Annotated in this window: 16 protein-coding genes; 7 read left to right on the top strand and 9 right to left on the bottom strand. The window is 53.1% G+C overall.

The window, feature by feature from the left end; genetic code table 11:
* Window positions 1-10: 10 nt before the first annotated feature.
* Window positions 11-1,396, bottom strand: coding sequence for a YchO/YchP family invasin (locus SK33_RS11000; protein ID WP_048217876.1), 1,386 nt, complete (start codon window positions 1,394-1,396; stop codon window positions 11-13).
* Window positions 1,397-1,571: 175 nt separating this feature from the next.
* Between SK33_RS11000 and SK33_RS10995 the strand changes: the two genes are divergently transcribed.
* Both SK33_RS10995 and SK33_RS10990 read left to right on the top strand, forming a co-directional pair.
* Window positions 1,572-1,925 carry a DsrE/DsrF/TusD sulfur relay family protein gene (locus SK33_RS10995; protein ID WP_003020761.1) on the top strand — a complete coding sequence of 118 codons (354 nt, stop codon included), beginning with the start codon at window positions 1,572-1,574 and terminating at the stop codon, window positions 1,923-1,925.
* Window positions 1,926-2,187: 262 nt separating this feature from the next.
* Window positions 2,188-2,433 (top strand): DUF1883 domain-containing protein, encoded by a 246-nt coding sequence (locus SK33_RS10990; RefSeq protein WP_003020763.1) that lies wholly within the window; start codon window positions 2,188-2,190, stop codon window positions 2,431-2,433.
* A gap of 54 nt (window positions 2,434-2,487) precedes the next feature.
* Here SK33_RS10990 and SK33_RS10985 read toward each other — a convergent pair whose 3' ends face one another.
* Window positions 2,488-3,183, bottom strand: a complete 696-nt coding sequence (locus SK33_RS10985; protein WP_003020766.1) for a gamma-glutamylcyclotransferase — start codon at window positions 3,181-3,183, stop codon at window positions 2,488-2,490.
* Between the two features lie 403 nt (window positions 3,184-3,586).
* Between SK33_RS10985 and chaA the strand changes: the two genes are divergently transcribed.
* On the top strand, window positions 3,587-4,687 hold the full coding sequence (chaA, locus tag SK33_RS10980) for a sodium-potassium/proton antiporter ChaA (RefSeq protein WP_003020769.1): 1,101 nt from the start codon (window positions 3,587-3,589) through the stop codon (window positions 4,685-4,687).
* Between the two features lie 98 nt (window positions 4,688-4,785).
* Here the strand turns inward: chaA and kdsA are convergent, their stop codons facing one another.
* Genes kdsA through hemA form a run of 6 tightly spaced genes read right to left on the bottom strand, consistent with a single transcriptional unit; the run spans window position 4,786 to window position 10,090 of the window.
* On the bottom strand, window positions 4,786-5,640 hold the full coding sequence (gene kdsA, locus SK33_RS10975; protein WP_003020772.1) for a 3-deoxy-8-phosphooctulonate synthase: 855 nt from the start codon (window positions 5,638-5,640) through the stop codon (window positions 4,786-4,788).
* A 35-nt stretch (window positions 5,641-5,675) separates the two neighbouring features.
* Entirely contained in the window at window positions 5,676-6,485 is an 810-nt protein-coding gene (gene sirB1, locus SK33_RS10970) for an invasion regulator SirB1 (RefSeq protein ID WP_003020775.1), read from the bottom strand.
* A gap of 2 nt (window positions 6,486-6,487) precedes the next feature.
* Complete coding sequence (gene sirB2, locus SK33_RS10965; protein ID WP_003020779.1) at window positions 6,488-6,880, bottom strand: invasion regulator SirB2; 393 nt, start codon at window positions 6,878-6,880, stop codon at window positions 6,488-6,490.
* Entirely contained in the window at window positions 6,877-7,710 is an 834-nt protein-coding gene (gene prmC, locus SK33_RS10960; RefSeq protein WP_003020781.1) for a peptide chain release factor N(5)-glutamine methyltransferase, read from the bottom strand. Before prmC ends, sirB2 begins: the two co-directional genes overlap by 4 nt.
* Window positions 7,710-8,792, bottom strand: a complete 1,083-nt coding sequence (prfA, locus tag SK33_RS10955) for a peptide chain release factor 1 (protein ID WP_003020786.1) — start codon at window positions 8,790-8,792, stop codon at window positions 7,710-7,712. The genes prmC and prfA overlap by 1 nt, the downstream gene beginning before the upstream one ends.
* A 41-nt stretch (window positions 8,793-8,833) precedes the next feature.
* On the bottom strand, window positions 8,834-10,090 hold the full coding sequence (hemA, locus tag SK33_RS10950) for a glutamyl-tRNA reductase (RefSeq protein ID WP_003020789.1): 1,257 nt from the start codon (window positions 10,088-10,090) through the stop codon (window positions 8,834-8,836).
* 211 nt (window positions 10,091-10,301) lie between these two features.
* Between hemA and lolB the strand changes: the two genes are divergently transcribed.
* The 4 genes from lolB to dauA all read left to right on the top strand — a co-directional run bounded on the left by lolB (window position 10,302) and on the right by dauA (window position 14,794).
* Window positions 10,302-10,925 (top strand): lipoprotein insertase outer membrane protein LolB, encoded by a 624-nt coding sequence (gene lolB, locus SK33_RS10945; protein ID WP_003020792.1) that lies wholly within the window; start codon window positions 10,302-10,304, stop codon window positions 10,923-10,925.
* A complete protein-coding gene (gene ispE, locus SK33_RS10940; protein WP_044700194.1) occupies window positions 10,922-11,773 on the top strand; it encodes a 4-(cytidine 5'-diphospho)-2-C-methyl-D-erythritol kinase in 852 nt (283 codons plus the stop codon). Before lolB ends, ispE begins: the two co-directional genes overlap by 4 nt.
* Before the next feature lie 266 nt (window positions 11,774-12,039).
* Entirely contained in the window at window positions 12,040-12,987 is a 948-nt protein-coding gene (prs, locus tag SK33_RS10935; protein ID WP_001518537.1) for a ribose-phosphate diphosphokinase, read from the top strand.
* 151 nt (window positions 12,988-13,138) lie between these two features.
* The gene (gene dauA / locus SK33_RS10930; RefSeq protein WP_008322586.1) at window positions 13,139-14,794 is read left to right on the top strand and encodes a C4-dicarboxylic acid transporter DauA; all 1,656 of its coding nucleotides are present in this window, start codon (window positions 13,139-13,141) and stop codon (window positions 14,792-14,794) included.
* A gap of 120 nt (window positions 14,795-14,914) precedes the next feature.
* On the opposite strand, the gene SK33_RS10925 is transcribed toward dauA, so the two are convergent.
* Window positions 14,915-16,378, bottom strand: a complete 1,464-nt coding sequence (locus tag SK33_RS10925; protein WP_048217878.1) for a pyridoxal phosphate-dependent decarboxylase family protein — start codon at window positions 16,376-16,378, stop codon at window positions 14,915-14,917.
* Window positions 16,379-16,381 lie beyond the last annotated feature (3 nt).

Genomic DNA, 16,381 nt, shown 5'->3' with positions numbered 1-16,381 from the left:
TGCGTCATTGTTAACGAGGATCATTTTCCGAAACGGTAATAAACGGTTCGGTCAGTGATAGCGTGATCTCATTGGAAGAGACACGCTGGCCCTGCTCATCTTCTACCACCACAGACAACCGCCAGCGGTTTGTCGCACCTTCTCTGTTGTCCCACTTCGGCATAATAATCGTCCAACCCTGAGCGCTTCGGCTATTGCTGCCCGCCGTTAAGCTCAACGCCTGAGTATCACCCTGCCATGCCAGACGACGGATCCCATGCAAACTACGCACCTGCACCTTCAACGCCACCGTCTCACCAGGCTTGAGATCCCAGGGTGGCGTGGCCAAAAATACCGACAGTGTTTTACGCTGGCGATACTCCAGCGTCGGCAGATTGTTACGTTGTGGATCGTCATAACGACTGCCGCGCAGCGATCGGCTGTTTGGCACCTCGCTTACCATCAGCTGTTTTTTTAGCGGCACGCCAAAACGGTAATTTAACGTTAATCCGAGGTTATTCTGACTGACGCCATTTTCACCCTGCTTATGCTGTGCTGTCACGGTGATCAGCGGCACCGGCGTATAGCTCAATCCCAGATTCACCGCCACAGGATTGTGGTACCCGGTTCCGGAATGAAACAGATCCACCTGGTCGCCAAAATACTGCTCCACGCTGACGCTGGTATTGAGATGTTGATAGAACGGCATGCGCATTTGCGCGGTCAGGTCGTATCCCCGAGCCATCCGTTGTTCTTGAGTTGCAAAACGATCCTGCCAGGAGGACAACGGTTGATAGTAATTAGCAGATAAACGGAGGTATTCACCCCACGCCTCTGCCCCCACGCCTCCCCGAGGCAGATTCTCATCCAGCAGGTTGTCATAAAAGGTGTTGTAACCCAGTAACCAACCGTCACGAACCCAGCGCTGCCCAATCCCCGCATTACTGACCAGGCCTCTGTCCTGTTGCGTCAGCCCCAACTGGCTCCAGGTAAGATAACGTTGATTATCCTGCCACGGTATAAACCAACTTCCCCGACTCCCGGTAAAGCTGCCTTCGTTATCCACCTGCAACCCGACGCTGGCGTTTCCCCAGGGAGAGAGCCAGGATTCCAGTTGCTGATTCACCTGTTCGCTGACCCTGTCGCGCACCTGGCCAAACGCAAACTGCTTCGCCTGTTCACCGGTATCAAGCCCGTTATCGGTCATGCTGGCTTCACCAAACGCTTTAACCATTTCGGCAAAGTGCTTTTCGCCTGCCCGCGACTCCGGCGCCATACCAAGATCGGGTAAGCCATCACTATTGTTATCGAAAGGGTTTTCCGCCTGGTGAATAAATGACGATTGCGCGCTGGCAGTACCGCCTGCCAACGGCAAGAGTGCAAATACAGCGAGAGATAAATAAATAATACGGCTCAAATCGTTAGTGGTTTCTTATATCTATTAGCCACAGCGGCATACTTATCTTAAACCATAACGTCTTCAGTATTGATTTTCAGCCCTTCCTTCCTTTTTCGGCATTATCCTGGCATCTAGAAATAGGTGTAACATACGTGTCAGTTTTTAACGCTCACATGCAGCAAAAGGAGTAAAAATGCAAAAGATAGTGATCGTCGCGAACGGTGCAGCCTATGGAAGCGAATCGTTATTTAACAGCCTACGTCTGGCTATCGCCTTGCGCGAGCAGGAAGGGGATCTCGATCTGCGTTTGTTTTTAATGTCGGACGCGGTAACCGCGGGATTGCGTGGTCAAAAACCCGCGGAAGGATACAATATTCAGCAAATGCTGGAGATTCTTACGGCGCAAAATGTGCCGGTAAAACTGTGCAAAACCTGCACCGATGGCCGTGGAATCACCACGCTGCCGTTAATTGACGGAGTAGCCGTCGGCACGCTGGTTGAACTGGCTCAATGGACGCTGGCTGCAGATAAAGTACTGACCTTCTGATACACCGCTTTCAGGCAAGAACACTGAAAGTGTCGATAATTTCCGGATTTAATCGTAGATGGGCGCGGTTTCGTTGAACGTTAGCACGCCCTTTCAATCCTTTTGAGGGATTTTGTCACTTTTGTTTAATCGTTATGCCATTTTTTGATCAAAATCAGCATCCCGTTGCTCCCCCTTTGGTGTTATGCAATGAGTGAAATGTGAACAACATCACGCAGCACTTTCGACAGAAAGTACGTTGTTTTCAAGAACGGGGTGAAAAATGGCATTAGTGAAGGCAAGTTTAAAGTTATTTGGTGGCGATACGGTGGTTGTGCGCTGTTCCGAGCGCTGTCACATCCATCTGATGAGCGAGAAAAATCACGTCAAAGACACGCAGTCCGACATCTTAAGCGTGCAGGATCGTGACAACGCATGGTTGACCGTGCCCTATACCGGCATCTGGAATGTGCTGATCGACAGCCACAGCCAGTCGCTAGAGCATTCAATAAGTTATATTGCAGCCTAAGCGTTAATTGCCCGAAAAGCGCCTGGCTTTCGGGCATTCAGTTCCCGGCTGGATTCAGGCAAACCCTGGCCGCATAACGCCTTCCGGCAGATTCTCTCCCAACAATCGTTTGACCGTGATCACCAGATCGTTAAGACAGTCATCCTGCATTCCCAACTTGACCAGCTCTTGTTCCAGCGAGAACAAATACTGGGCGTTGGTGCCTAAAGGTCCGCTCGCCGCGGCGATAAGCGGCGCAATCACCTGTGCGCGCGTGTCTGACTCAAACAGCGGATGACGCGGATCCATAATAAAGACCAGCGCGTTCACCGTCCGACCATCATCCAGCGCTAACTGGCACCAGGTGGGCAGATAGCATCCGGTGATCATTTCACGCTTCCACAGCAAAGAGAGCTCTTGTTCCAGCGACGCATTCGGTAAGCGGTAGGCTACACCGGTGGTGCGTCCGCCCTCTTTCAAGGCCAGCATACGACCTGGCTGACCCGCCGTTCCTCGCCCCGCCGTCAGGCGCAGGCAAAAAGCGCGGTGCCAGCCGACTAACGTCCCGGTACAGGACTCATCAAACTCTAAGGCCGGATTCCACATCAACGATCCATAACCGAAGATCCACACCGGTCCATCATCTGGTCGGCAAGCGAGCGTGGCGGCCAGTGAGGCTGCCCGTTGTTCCGCTGACCAGAGTAGTGATTCTTCAATAGCACCAAATGCCGTCTTACAGTCAGCATTCAATAAAAAATCACGCGTTAACACCTTACACCTCCGCCACTGCTGCTTCCCTGCGACAACTTTTTTGACGCCTTCCGGGCTTTTTTACTGCTCATTTTGAAACCAATAGCTGGACAATAGGCAATTCACCGCTCGCTTGCAAGCCAGCAAAGCGTCAACGGCATTTTATATCCTCTCGCGTTGGTACGTCCTGCACTATCATTTGTATCAGGACTATCAGCAATTTTTGTTGACGCTAAAGCCTAATGCTTTGTTATTTAAATATTCTATAAACAAGATATGCAATTTTATTCGCTTTGATGCAAAAATTGGTCCATGCCGTAAAATTACGTAAAATCGGATCGGAAATACCGAAAGATCTGTTATTTTTTACATTCTTTAATACTTTTATAATTATAAATACCTGCAGAGATGGAGAATTAGTTCAATGACACAAGTACATGAGGCGGTAAAAACCCGCCACAAGGAGACCTCTCTCGTCTTCCCGATTTTGGCGCTGGTAGTCCTGTTCTTCTGGGGGAGCAGTCAGTCACTACCAGTGGTCATCGGTATTAATGCGCTGGCCCTTATTGGTATATTAAGCAGCGCATTCAGCGTTGTCCGTCATGCAGATGTATTAGCGCATCGACTTGGCGAACCCTACGGGTCACTGATCCTCAGTCTGTCCGTCGTTATTCTCGAAGTCAGCTTAATCTCCGCATTAATGGCGACCGGTGATGCTGCACCTACGCTCATGCGCGACACGCTGTATTCAATCATTATGATCGTCACCGGCGGTCTGGTCGGTTTTTCATTACTGTTGGGTGGCCGTAAATTTGCTACTCAGTATATGAACCTGTTTGGTATTAAACAGTATTTAATTGCCCTGTTCCCACTGGCCATTATTGTCCTGGTGTTCCCAATGGCTCTACCGGGCGCTAATTTCACCACTGCGCAGGCGCTGTTGGTCGCGTTAATTTCTGCAGCGATGTACGGCGTATTTTTACTGATTCAAACCAAAACGCACCAAAGCCTGTTCATTTACGAGCATGAAGATGAAGGCGACGATGACGACCCGCATCACGGTAAGCCGTCAGCACACAGCAATATGTGGCACGCCGCCTGGCTTATCATTCATCTGATCGCCGTTATCGCCGTAACCAAGATGAACGCCAGCCCTCTGGAGACATTGCTGACTGAACTGAATGCACCAGTGGCCTTTACCGGTTTCCTGGTCGCGTTACTCATCCTCTCTCCTGAAGGGCTGGGCGCGCTGAAAGCGGTTCTGAGCAATCAGGTACAGCGGGCGATGAATTTGTTCTTCGGTTCAGTATTAGCCACTATTTCACTGACCGTACCAGTGGTGACGCTGATCGCATGGGCAACCGGGAATGATTTGGTGTTTGCGCTGGGCGCGCCAGAGATGATTGTGATGGTTTCTTCACTGGTACTGTGCCATATCTCTTTCTCCACCGGACGCACCAATGTGCTTAACGGTGCGGCACATCTGGCGCTGTTTATCGCCTATCTGATGACAATATTTGCCTGATGAAAAAAGCCGGACACCGACATAACTTGTCGGGTCCGGCTTCTTATTTCCTTTCGTATACCTGATAAGCGCAAGCTCTATCAGGCACAAAAAATGAATTAGTTCTCGGTATCCAGCTCGTCGAAGCTTTTCACCAGGTCATCAATCGCTTTAATCTGCGTCAGGAACTGTTCCAGTTTCGCCAGCGGCAGCGCGGATGGGCCATCGCATTTCGCATTGGCTGGATCCGGATGCGCTTCAATAAACAGACCCGCCAGACCTACCGCCATACCGGCGCGAGCCAGTTCGGTAACCTGCGCACGACGACCGCCGCTTGCTGCGCCAAACGGATCACGGCATTGCAGCGCATGGGTAACGTCAAAAATCACTGGTGAGTTGCCGGAGACTTTCTTCATCACGCTGAAGCCCAGCATGTCTACAACCAGGTTGTCATAACCAAAGTTAGCGCCACGGTCGCACAAAATAACCTTATCGTTACCACCTTCATGGAATTTATCCACGATATTGCCCATCTGACCAGGGCTTACGAACTGCGGTTTCTTCACGTTGATAACGGCACCGGTTTTCGCCATCGCTTCCACCAGATCGGTCTGACGCGCGAGGAATGCCGGCAGCTGAATCACATCCACCACGTCAGCAACAGGCTGCGCCTGGCTGGCTTCGTGAACGTCGGTGATCACTTTTACGCCAAAAGTCTGCTTCAGTTCCTGGAAGATTTTCATCCCTTCCTCAAGGCCCGGTCCACGGTAAGAGTGGATGGAAGAACGGTTGGCTTTATCAAAGGAGGCTTTGAACACGTAAGGGATACCCAGCTTTTGAGTAACGGTTACGTAGTGCTCACAAATGCGCATCGCCAGATCGCGGGATTCCAGCACGTTCATTCCGCCAAACAGCACGAACGGCAGGTCATTTGCCACGTTGATGTCGCCAATGCTAACCACTTTTTGTTTCATAGGATCGCCTTAAACGGTAGGTAAAGTGTCATTAATCAATGCAATACAATTTGCTTGTGCGAAATAGTATTAATCTGCGCACGAATCATTTCGCTGATAGGGTCTTCCGGACACTGCTCAACGAAATAACTTAAATCGGTCAGCGCAACATGTTCACACTCGAGCTGCGCGTAGATTAATCCACGATCGCGTATTTCATACGGATCTTCAGGATTAAACTGTAATAGTGCTTCGCTGGCACGCAGAGCCAGCTCCATTTGCCGCTCTTCCATCAGCGATGATTTCAGCGTGTCAAGCAGCTTGCGGATTACTTCTGCATTATCCGCCTCATCCAGGTCTTCGTTAAACAGCTCCGCGACCGGGCTGATATTCCCCTTCAGCCACACTTCCAGCGTGTGCTCATTTAACGTTTCGCCATTAAACGGATTGATTAGCCACATTTCGCCATCGAGCGATTCAATACGCAGGATGAGTTGTGTCGGGAAAATCACCGGCACCAGCGGTAGCTCCAGTCGGTTGGCAATCCACAACAAGATAGCGCCCAGAGATACAGCGCTGCCCTGACGATTTTTCAGTACCTGGTCAAGCCATAATGCATCAGAAAGACGATAGACGCCGTGGGTATCCGTAAACCCCCATTCGCCGTAAAAAAGTGCCAGCAGTTTTTCCAGTTGCTCATCCTGAGACAGGAGCTGGCTAATTTCTTCTTGCGCCAGACTAACCAGACGTTCCAGTTCGTCATACACAGTTTGTGTTGGAAAATCCAGACGGATAGACTCCGACGCCAGGATCATCCCATCACACAATGGCGCTTTATTAAATTCGAAATCAGCTAACGACCTCATGCTTACCCCAGTAACGGTATTTTTGTGGTGGCGAGTTTAATGATGATGTACAGCACCACCAGCGCCAGCGGAAATGCGACTAATCGCGCCTGCTGACTGCGCGCCCGACGATAATCGAGCGCAATAAAACCCAAAACGATGTAAATGATAACCCCAAACAGCTTTTCAGTCAGCCATGTCCCGTGCTCAGTGAATGGCAGGATGTGCGCTTTAACCATTAACGCTATGCCGCTGAGTAATAAAACGGTATCGACAACCGGCGGCACGATGCGCGTCCAGCGCGCGCAGGCAAGGCGCGAGTCGGTGTAACGCCACCAAAAACGCAGCGTTAACAGACCAACAGAAAGCGCAATGCTGATGAGATGGACGTTGAGTAACACGCTGAAGGTACTCATGATGGGATGCGTCCAAGCGTAATTCGCTCGTTGCCGCCATAGTCGCGGCAGGTTTCAACCGCCTGGTAACCAGCATGAGTATAGGCGTCGCGGACTGCCTGTCCCTGCTGCCAGCCGTGCTCCAGCAACAAATAGCCGCCGGGCGTTAGCATGTGTCGAGACTCGTCAATGATATGCACGATATCCGCCATACCCTGCTCACCCGCCACCAGTGCCGATAGCGGCTCAAAACGTACATCGCCAAGCGCCAGGTGCGGGTCCTGTTCGTCGATATACGGCGGATTGCTGACAATCATGTCAAACTGCTGCCCCTGCAAAGCGCTGAACCAGTCGCTTTGCAGCACGCAAACATTGTCGATGGCCAGATGCTGTTTGTTGCGAGTTGCCAGCGCCACGGCATCGGGCATGCGGTCAACCGCGGTCACCGCGCAATCCGGACGCTCAGTTGCCAGCGCCAGCGCAATGGCGCCCGTACCGGTTCCCAAATCGAGAATACGACACGCAGAGGCAGGCAGACGAGCCAGCGCCTGCTCAACAAGACACTCAGTATCCGGGCGTGGAATAAGCGTAGCCGGAGAGACAAACAGCGGCAGCGACCAGAACTCGCGCACGCCGGTCAGATGTGCCACCGGCTCACCTCGCTGACGGCGTTCCAGTAATGTATCGAGCCGTTGACGCTGCGCCTCGGTTAACACCGTTTCGCCGAACGCCAGAATAAAGGTGCGCCCCTTACCGGTGACAAACTCGAGTAAAATCTCGGCGTCGCGGCGCGGGCTTTCGCTTGCCTGTAATTGGCTTATCGCGTCACGCAGCCAGTGCTGATAATCCATTAATCCTGCTCGGACAACGCCGCCAGTTGGTCGGCCTGGTATTCCTGGACAATCGGCTCAATCAGCATATCCAGTTTGCCTTCCATCGCTTCATCCAGACGGTAGAGCGTCAGGTTAATGCGGTGATCGGTCACACGACCCTGCGGGAAGTTATAGGTGCGGTTACGATCGCTGCGATCGCCGCTGCCCAACAGGTTACGACGTTCAGAGGCTTCCGCCTGTTGACGTCTTGCCACTTCGGCGGCACGAATTCGCGCCCCCAGCACCGACATCGCTTTGGCTTTGTTTTTATGCTGTGAACGTTCGTCCTGGCATTCCACTACGATACCGGTCGGTAAGTGGGTAATACGGATTGCGGAGTCTGTGGTGTTAACGTGCTGACCGCCCGCGCCTGATGAACGGAAGGTATCAATACGCAGATCGGCCGGGTTGATATCCGGCAGTTCGGCATCCGGCAGTTCCGGCATGACAGCGACCGTACAGGCAGAAGTATGAATACGCCCCTGCGATTCCGTCGCAGGTACGCGCTGCACGCGATGGCCGCCGGACTCAAATTTCAGTCGCCCGTAAACACCTTCGCCGCTAATCTTGGCAATAACTTCTTTAAACCCGCCATGTTCGCCTTCGCTGGCGCTCATGATCTCTACCCGCCAGCGACGCGATTCAGCGTAACGGCTGTACATGCGGAACAGATCGCCGGCAAACAGCGCCGCTTCGTCACCACCGGTTCCCGCACGCACTTCGAGGAAAGCGTTACGTTCGTCATCGGGGTCTTTAGGTAACAGCAGGACCTGCAGATGCTGTTCCAGTTGCTCGCATTTCTCTTTTGCTTCGCGCAGTTCATCCTGCGCCATTTCACGCATTTCAGGATCGTCGAGCATCATCTGAGCCGTCTCGATATCTTCCTGAACCTGTTGCCAGTCCGTAAAACAGCGAGAGACATCGCTTAATTGCGCATATTCGCGCGACAGCGCACGAAAGCGATCCTGGTCTGCGATAGTACCTGCATCACCGAGCAGCGCCTGAACTTCTTCATGGCGTTCATGCAGGGCTTCCAGTTTGGCAACGATAGAAGGCTTCATAGGCGTAAATGCACCCTGTAAAAAATAAGATTGGTGTGCTGCTACTCCAGCCCGAGGCTGTCGCGCAGAATATTCAGGCGTTCACTATCCCCGTCACGGGCAGCCTGTTGAAGTGATTTGGTTGGTGCATGGATCAGGCGGTTGGTCAGTTTCCAGGCCAAATCCTGCATAATGGCTTGCGCATCACCGCCCTGTTGAAGAGCGGCCAACGCTTTAGCGGTCAGTTCATCACGGATCTGTTCTGACTGACTGCGATACTCGCGGATAGTGTCGCTTGCGCCCTGGGCGCGTAGCCAGGCCATAAACTCGCTGGCTTCCTGCTCCACAATCGTTTCGGCTTCCACCGCCGCCGCTTTGCGCTGGGCAAGGTTATGCGAAATGATGCTTTGCAGGTCATCAACGCTGTACAGATAGGCGTTAGACAATTTACCCACTTCCGGCTCGACATCGCGCGGTACGGCGATATCCACCAGCAACATAGGCTGATTGCGGCGGTTTTTAAGCGCGCGTTCCACCATTCCTTTACCGATAATCGGCAGCGGACTGGCAGTAGAACTGATAATGATATCGGCATCCTGCAAACGTGCGTCGATATCACTCAGTGAAATCACCTCGGCGCCGACTTCATCCGCCAGCACCTGCGCACGCTCGCGCGTACGGTTGGCGATGATCATCTTCTTCACTTTATGCTCGCGCAAGTGTCGCGCTACCAGTTCGATGGTTTCGCCCGCACCGACTAACAGCACGGTTACCGTTGAGAGCGATTCAAATATCTGCCGCGCCAGAGTACAGGCGGCAAACGCCACCGACACGGCGCTGGCACCGATGTCAGTTTCTGTACGTACACGTTTAGCAACAGAGAATGATTTCTGGAACATGCGCTCCAGCGCACTGGCGTTCTGGTGGCCTTTTTGCGAATCCGCAAATGCTTTTTTCACCTGCCCCAAAATTTGCGGTTCACCGAGCACCAGTGAATCCAGACCACTGGCAACGCGCATCAAATGACTGACGGCGTCGTTGTCCTGGTGCCAGTACAGGCTATTACGCAGGTCTTCTTCATTGAGGTTATGGTATTCGCACAGCCAGCGAATCAGCGCTTCTCGCAGGTTATCCTGCTCTTCCACGCTGAGGTAAATCTCTGTGCGGTTACACGTCGACAGCACTACCCCGCCCTGCACCATTGGCAGCGCTTGCAGGCTGTCCAGCGCCTGATCGAGCGTATCCGGCGAAAACGTTACGCGTTCTCGCAGCGATACAGGTGCCGTTTTATGGTTAATACCAAGCGCTAAAAGGGTCATGTGTGCGGGAATAGTACCAGCGTTGATAAGGTTAGACTGGGTGCATCATACAGGATGCGTGCGGTCAATAAAAGAGACTGACCCCTTTTGGAGTAATAGCTTAGTGCACAAATTTAAGCGATTTAAGATAACTTGAACGTAGACGATGTCAGATGGTGGCGCTAGCATTGAGAGTTATAACTGCAACGTATCTCAAGGATTTGTCATCATTATGACCCTGCCTGATTTTCGCCTGATTCGCCTGCTGCCCCTTGCGGCCCTGGTTCTTAGTGCCTGTACCCTCAACGCGCCGAAAGGTCCCGGCAAAAGCCCCGATTCCCCGCAGTGGCGCCAGCACCAGCAGGAAGTACGCGCCCTGAACCAATATCAGACGCGCGGTGCGTTCGCTTATATCTCCGATCAACAGAAAGTGTATGCCCGCTTTTTCTGGCAGCAAACCGGTCAGGATCGCTATCGTCTGCTGCTGACCAACCCGCTGGGCAGCACGGAACTGGAACTCAACGCGCAGCCGGGCAACGTTGAACTTGTCGATAACAAAGGTAAGCACTACACCGCCGACGACGCTGAAGAGATGATCGGCAAACTGACCGGCATGCCTATTCCGTTGAACAGCCTGCGCCAGTGGATCCTTGGCCTGCCGGGTGACGCTACTGATTACAAGCTCGACGACCAATATCGTCTGAGTGAAGTGAACTACAGCAAAGATGGTAAAAGCTGGAAAGTGGTCTATAGCGCCTACGACAGCAAAACGCAGCCAGCGATGCCGGCAAACATGGAGCTGTCGGACGGCTCCCAGCGTATTAAGCTAAAAATGGATAACTGGATTGTGAAATGATGACTCATTGGCCCTCTCCGGCAAAACTGAATCTGTTTTTATACATCACTGGGCAACGTACGGACGGTTACCATTCGCTGCAAACGCTATTTCAGTTTCTTGATTATGGCGACACGATAGATATTGCGCTGCGTGGCGACGGCGAAATCCGCCTGTTAACCCCGGTGGAAGGCGTTGCGCACGAAGACAACCTGATCGTCCGTGCGGCACGTTTGCTGATGAAGGTGGCATCTGAAAGCAATCGCCTTCCCAAAGGGAGCGGTGCGGACATCAGTATCGACAAACGCCTGCCGATGGGCGGCGGTCTTGGCGGTGGTTCATCAAATGCGGCAACCGTTCTGGTGGCGCTGAACCATCTCTGGCAGTGTGGACTTTCGATTGATGAACTGGCGGCACTCGGTTTAACCCTAGGGGCGGATGTTCCCGTGTTCGTGCGCGGCCATGCGGCCTTTGCCGAAGGCGTAGGAGAAATTCTGACGCCGGTCGAGCCTGAAGAAAAGTGGTATCTGGTTGCTCACCCGGGAGTCAGCATTCCGACACCGGTGATTTTTAACGATCCCGACCTCCCGCGCAACACGCCAAAAAGGTCAATAAAAACGTTACTAAAATGTGAATTCGGCAATGATTGCGAGGTTATCGCAAGAAAACGTTTTCGCGAGGTTGATGCGGCGCTTTCCTGGCTGTTAGAATACGCGCCGTCGCGCCTGACTGGTACAGGGGCTTGTGTCTTTGCTGAATTTGACACTGAGTCTCGTGCTCGCCAGGTGCTTGAGCAAGCCCCGGAATGGCTCAAAGGCTTTGTGGCGAAAGGCGTCAACCTCTCCCCATTGCACAGAGCGTTACTCTAAATCCTTCTGGTTTCAGGAAGATGGCGAAATGACGAACCGCCAGGAGCATACAAAAGTATGTGACTGATGTGAGGAATTGATGCCAACGAACATGAAACACGAAGGATAACGAGTAAGCCGGGCAAGCTGAGTTGCGGTGACAACGTCACCCTGTTCCAGACGTTGCATCGCGCTCTTTAATACACCGCATGGAGAGGATACTGCCTGGCCCGCACAGTTTTCGGCAGATTCTTTCCACCAATGGACGCATGCCTGAGGTTCTTCTCGTGCCTGATATGAAGCTTTTTGCTGGTAACGCCACCCCGGAACTAGCACAACGTATTGCCAACCGCCTGTACACTTCACTCGGCGACGCCGCTGTAGGTCGCTTTAGCGACGGCGAAGTCAGCGTACAAATTAATGAAAATGTACGCGGTGGTGATATTTTCATCATCCAGTCCACTTGTGCCCCTACTAACGACAACCTGATGGAATTGGTCGTTATGGTTGATGCGCTGCGCCGTGCTTCCGCAGGCCGTATCACCGCCGTTATTCCTTACTTCGGCTATGCACGTCAGGATCGTCGCGTACGTTCCGCACGTGTACCGATTACCGCTAAAGTCGTCGCTGATTTCCTGTCCAGCGTTGGCGTTGACCGCGTCCTCACCGTTGACCTGCATGCTGAACAGATCCAGGGCTTCTTTGACGTACCGGTTGATAACGTATTCGGTAGCCCGATCCTGTTAGAAGACATGCTGCAGCTGAACCTGGACAACCCGATTGTGGTTTCTCCGGATATCGGTGGCGTCGTGCGTGCCCGCGCTATCGCTAAACTGCTGAACGATACTGACATGGCTATCATCGACAAACGTCGCCCGCGTGCGAACGTTTCTCAGGTGATGCACATTATTGGTGACGTTGCTGGTCGTGACTGCGTGCTGGTTGATGACATGATCGATACCGGCGGTACGCTGTGCAAAGCAGCAGAAGCACTGAAAGAACGTGGTGCAAAACGCGTATTTGCTTACGCAACCCACCCGATCTTCTCAGGTAATGCGGCAAACAACCTGCGCAACTCTGTTATTGATGAAGTCGTTGTCTGTGACACCATTCCACTGACTGACGAAATCAAAGCACTGCCAAACGTGCGTACATTGACCCTGTCGGGTATGCTGGCCGAAGCGATTCGTCGTATCAGCAACGAAGAATCCATCTCTGCTATGTTCGAGCATTAATCGAGCCCGGCTCAAAAACCCGCTGCGGCGGGTTTTTTTATCTGTAATATTTATTTGTATGACTTTTGCCTCCTTCACCTGCCATTCAGTTGACAGATGATGCGCCCATGGATGAAACATTATTGTGAACAGATTATTTTCCTCACATGTGATGCCTTTCCGCGCCCTCATCGACGCTTGTTGGAAAGAAAAATATACTGCTTCCCGCTTCACCCGCGACCTGATCGCCGGGATAACGGTTGGGATCATTGCCATTCCACTGGCGATGGCGCTGGCAATAGGCAGTGGCGTTGCTCCGCAGTACGGTCTGTATACCTCAGCCGTTGCTGGGATTGTTATCGCCCTTACCGGGGGCTCGCGCTTTAGCGTATCTGGCCCAACCGCCGCCTTCGTGGTGATTCTGTATCCGGTGTCGCAACAGTTTGGGCTGGCAGGCCTGCTGGTTGCCACGCTCATGTCCGGGATATTCCTGATCCTTTTCGGCCTCGCCCGCTTTGGTCGTTTGATCGAATATATTCCGGTGTCCGTTACGCTAGGTTTTACCTCAGGTATCGGTATCACCATCGGTACTATGCAGATTAAAGATTTTCTCGGCCTGCAAATGACCCACGTGCCAGAGCACTATTTGCAGAAGGTGGGCGCGCTATTTATGGCCTTGCCGACCATCAACGTGGGTGATGCCGCAATTGGCGTGGTGACACTGGGGATCCTGATTTTCTGGCCGCGTTTGGGTATCCGATTACCGGGCCACCTTCCCGCACTCCTGGCAGGCTGTGCGGTAATGGGTATCGTGAACCTGACCGGCGGCCATGTCGCCACCATCGGATCTCAGTTCCACTATATTCTGGCTGACGGCTCGCAGGGCAATGGTATCCCACAGTTGCTGCCGCAACTGGTATTACCGTGGAATATGCCAGAGTCAAACTTTACTCTGAGCTGGAGCTCGTTACAGGCGCTGTTACCGGCAGCCTTCTCGATGGCAATGCTCGGGGCGATCGAATCTCTGCTGTGCGCCGTCGTACTTGATGGGATGACCGGCACCAAACACAAAGCTAACAGTGAGCTGATTGGTCAGGGACTGGGCAACATCGTCGCACCGTTCTTTGGCGGTATCACCGCCACGGCGGCAATTGCCCGTTCTGCGGCAAACGTCCGCGCGGGTGCAACCTCGCCAATCTCAGCGGTTATCCATGCGATTCTGGTGATCCTTGCCCTGCTGGTGCTTGCACCGCTGCTTTCCTGGTTACCGCTTTCCGCCATGGCCGCCCTGCTGCTAATGGTGGCATGGAACATGAGTGAAGCGCATAAAGTGGTGGATTTGCTGCGTCATGCGCCGAAAGACGACATCATCGTTATGCTGATGTGTATGTCGCTGACGGTGCTGTTCGATATGGTTATCGCCATCAGCGTCGGTATCGTTCTTGCATCTCTACTGTTTATGCGTCGTATTGCGCGCATGACGCGTCTGGCGCCGGTCAACGTAGACGTACCGGACGATGTGCTGGTGTTGCGCGTCATTGGCCCGCTATTCTTTGCCGCGGCGGAAGGATTATTTACCGATCTCGAGTCGCGTATTGAAGGTAAACGCATCGTAGTCTTGAAGTGGGACGCGGTCCCGGTACTGGATGCCGGCGGTCTGGACGCTTTCCAGCGCTTTGTGAAAAAGCTGCCTGAAGGCTGCGAACTGCGGGTATCTAACCTGGAATTTCAGCCGCTGCGCACTATGGCGCGCGCCGGTATTCAGCCGATTCCCGGTCGTCTGGCATTCTTCCCGAATAAAGACGCCGCTTTAGCGGATATTAAATAGCAAAAAGGCTCCCGTGAATGGGAGCCTTTTTATTGCCGGATGCGCTTCTCTTATCCGGCCTACAAAACCCAAACATTGCACCGAACCCGTAGACCCAGTAAACGCAGTGCCACCGGGCAATTACGCGTTTAAAATGCTCAATGCCGTTGCCTTCACGCTGGCCAGCAGGACTTTCACATCTTCCAGGCACACCGTCGGGTTCAGCAGCGTCAGCTTCAGGCAGGTGATGCCATCCGCTTCTGTCACGCCGACGTTGGCGCTACCTGAAGCCAGCAGCACGTCGCCAATACGCTGGTTCAGCAGCGCAACGAACGCCATATCGTCGCTTTCAGGACGGAAGCGGAACAGCACGCTTGCCAGCTGTGGTTCCATCACCAGTTCAAGATGCGACTGGGTTTTGACAAACTCAGCAACATCACGCGCCAGCGTTACGCCATTATCAATGATTTCGGCATACTGCTTTTTGCCCAGCGCTTCGAGGCCCATCCACAGCTTCAGCGCATCGAAACGACGCGTAGTCTGCAGCGACTTCGATACCAGGTTTGGTACGCCAGCCTCTTCATCGAAATCAGAGTTCAGGTACGCCGCCTGGTAACGCATCAGCTCGTAGTGGCGTGCATCTTTTAACAGGAACGCACCGCAGCTGATGGTCTGGAAGAACTGTTTGTGGAAATCCAGCGTCACGGAATCTGCCAGCTCAAGGCCGTTGAGGAAGTGACGATACTGCTCAGAAAGCAGTAACGCCCCGCCCCATGCCGCATCCACGTGCATCCAGATCTGATGTTCTGCCGCCAGCGCCGCAATATCCGCTAACGGATCGATGGCGCCCGCATCTGTCGTACCAGCCGTCGCAACAATGGCCATCACCTGCTCACCGTTGGCTTTCGCCTGGGCCAGCTTGTCTTTCAGGTCAGCCATATCCATGCGTGAAAACGCATCGGTCTTCACCTGGGTGACGGAGCGGTAGCCCAGCCCCATTAACGCCATGTTCTTCTGCACGGAGAAGTGCGCGCTTTCAGAGCAGAACACTTTAATTTTGCTCAGATCACCGGTCAGACCATCTTGCTGAATGGAATGTCCCAGGCGAGCAAAGAAGGCGTCGCGCGCCAGCATCAGGCCCATCAGGTTGCTCTGGGTGCCGCCGCTGGTGAACACGCCGGCATCGCCTGCCGCATAACCCACCTGCTCACGTAGCCATTCGATCAGTTTGATCTCAATGATCGTGGCCGACGGGCTTTGGTCCCAGGAGTCCATACTCTGGTTAGTGGCGTTGATCAGCACTTCCGCCGCCTGGCTAATCACCAGGCTTGGGCAGTGCAGGTGCGCCACGCACTGAGGATGGTGAACCAACAGGCTGTCTTTGAGAAAGTATTCAACCGCACGCTCAATAGCGGCCTGGTTGCCCAGGCCCTGAGACGTAAAATTCAGGTTGATACGTTCACGCAGTTGTTCAACGGTTTTGCCCTGATACATCTCAGGCTGCTTCAACCATTCAACGACCGCTTGCGTACTCTGCTCGATAGCGTCCTGATAGGCGGCGATGCTTTGCGCCGAGCCGGACAGAATCGGGTTTACGTCTGACATTCG

Origin of the sequence: Citrobacter sp. MGH103, from assembly GCF_001034475.2 — a bacterium.
GTDB lineage: Bacteria > Pseudomonadota > Gammaproteobacteria > Enterobacterales > Enterobacteriaceae > Citrobacter > Citrobacter freundii.
This window is presented reverse-complemented; position numbering and strand designations above follow the sequence as displayed.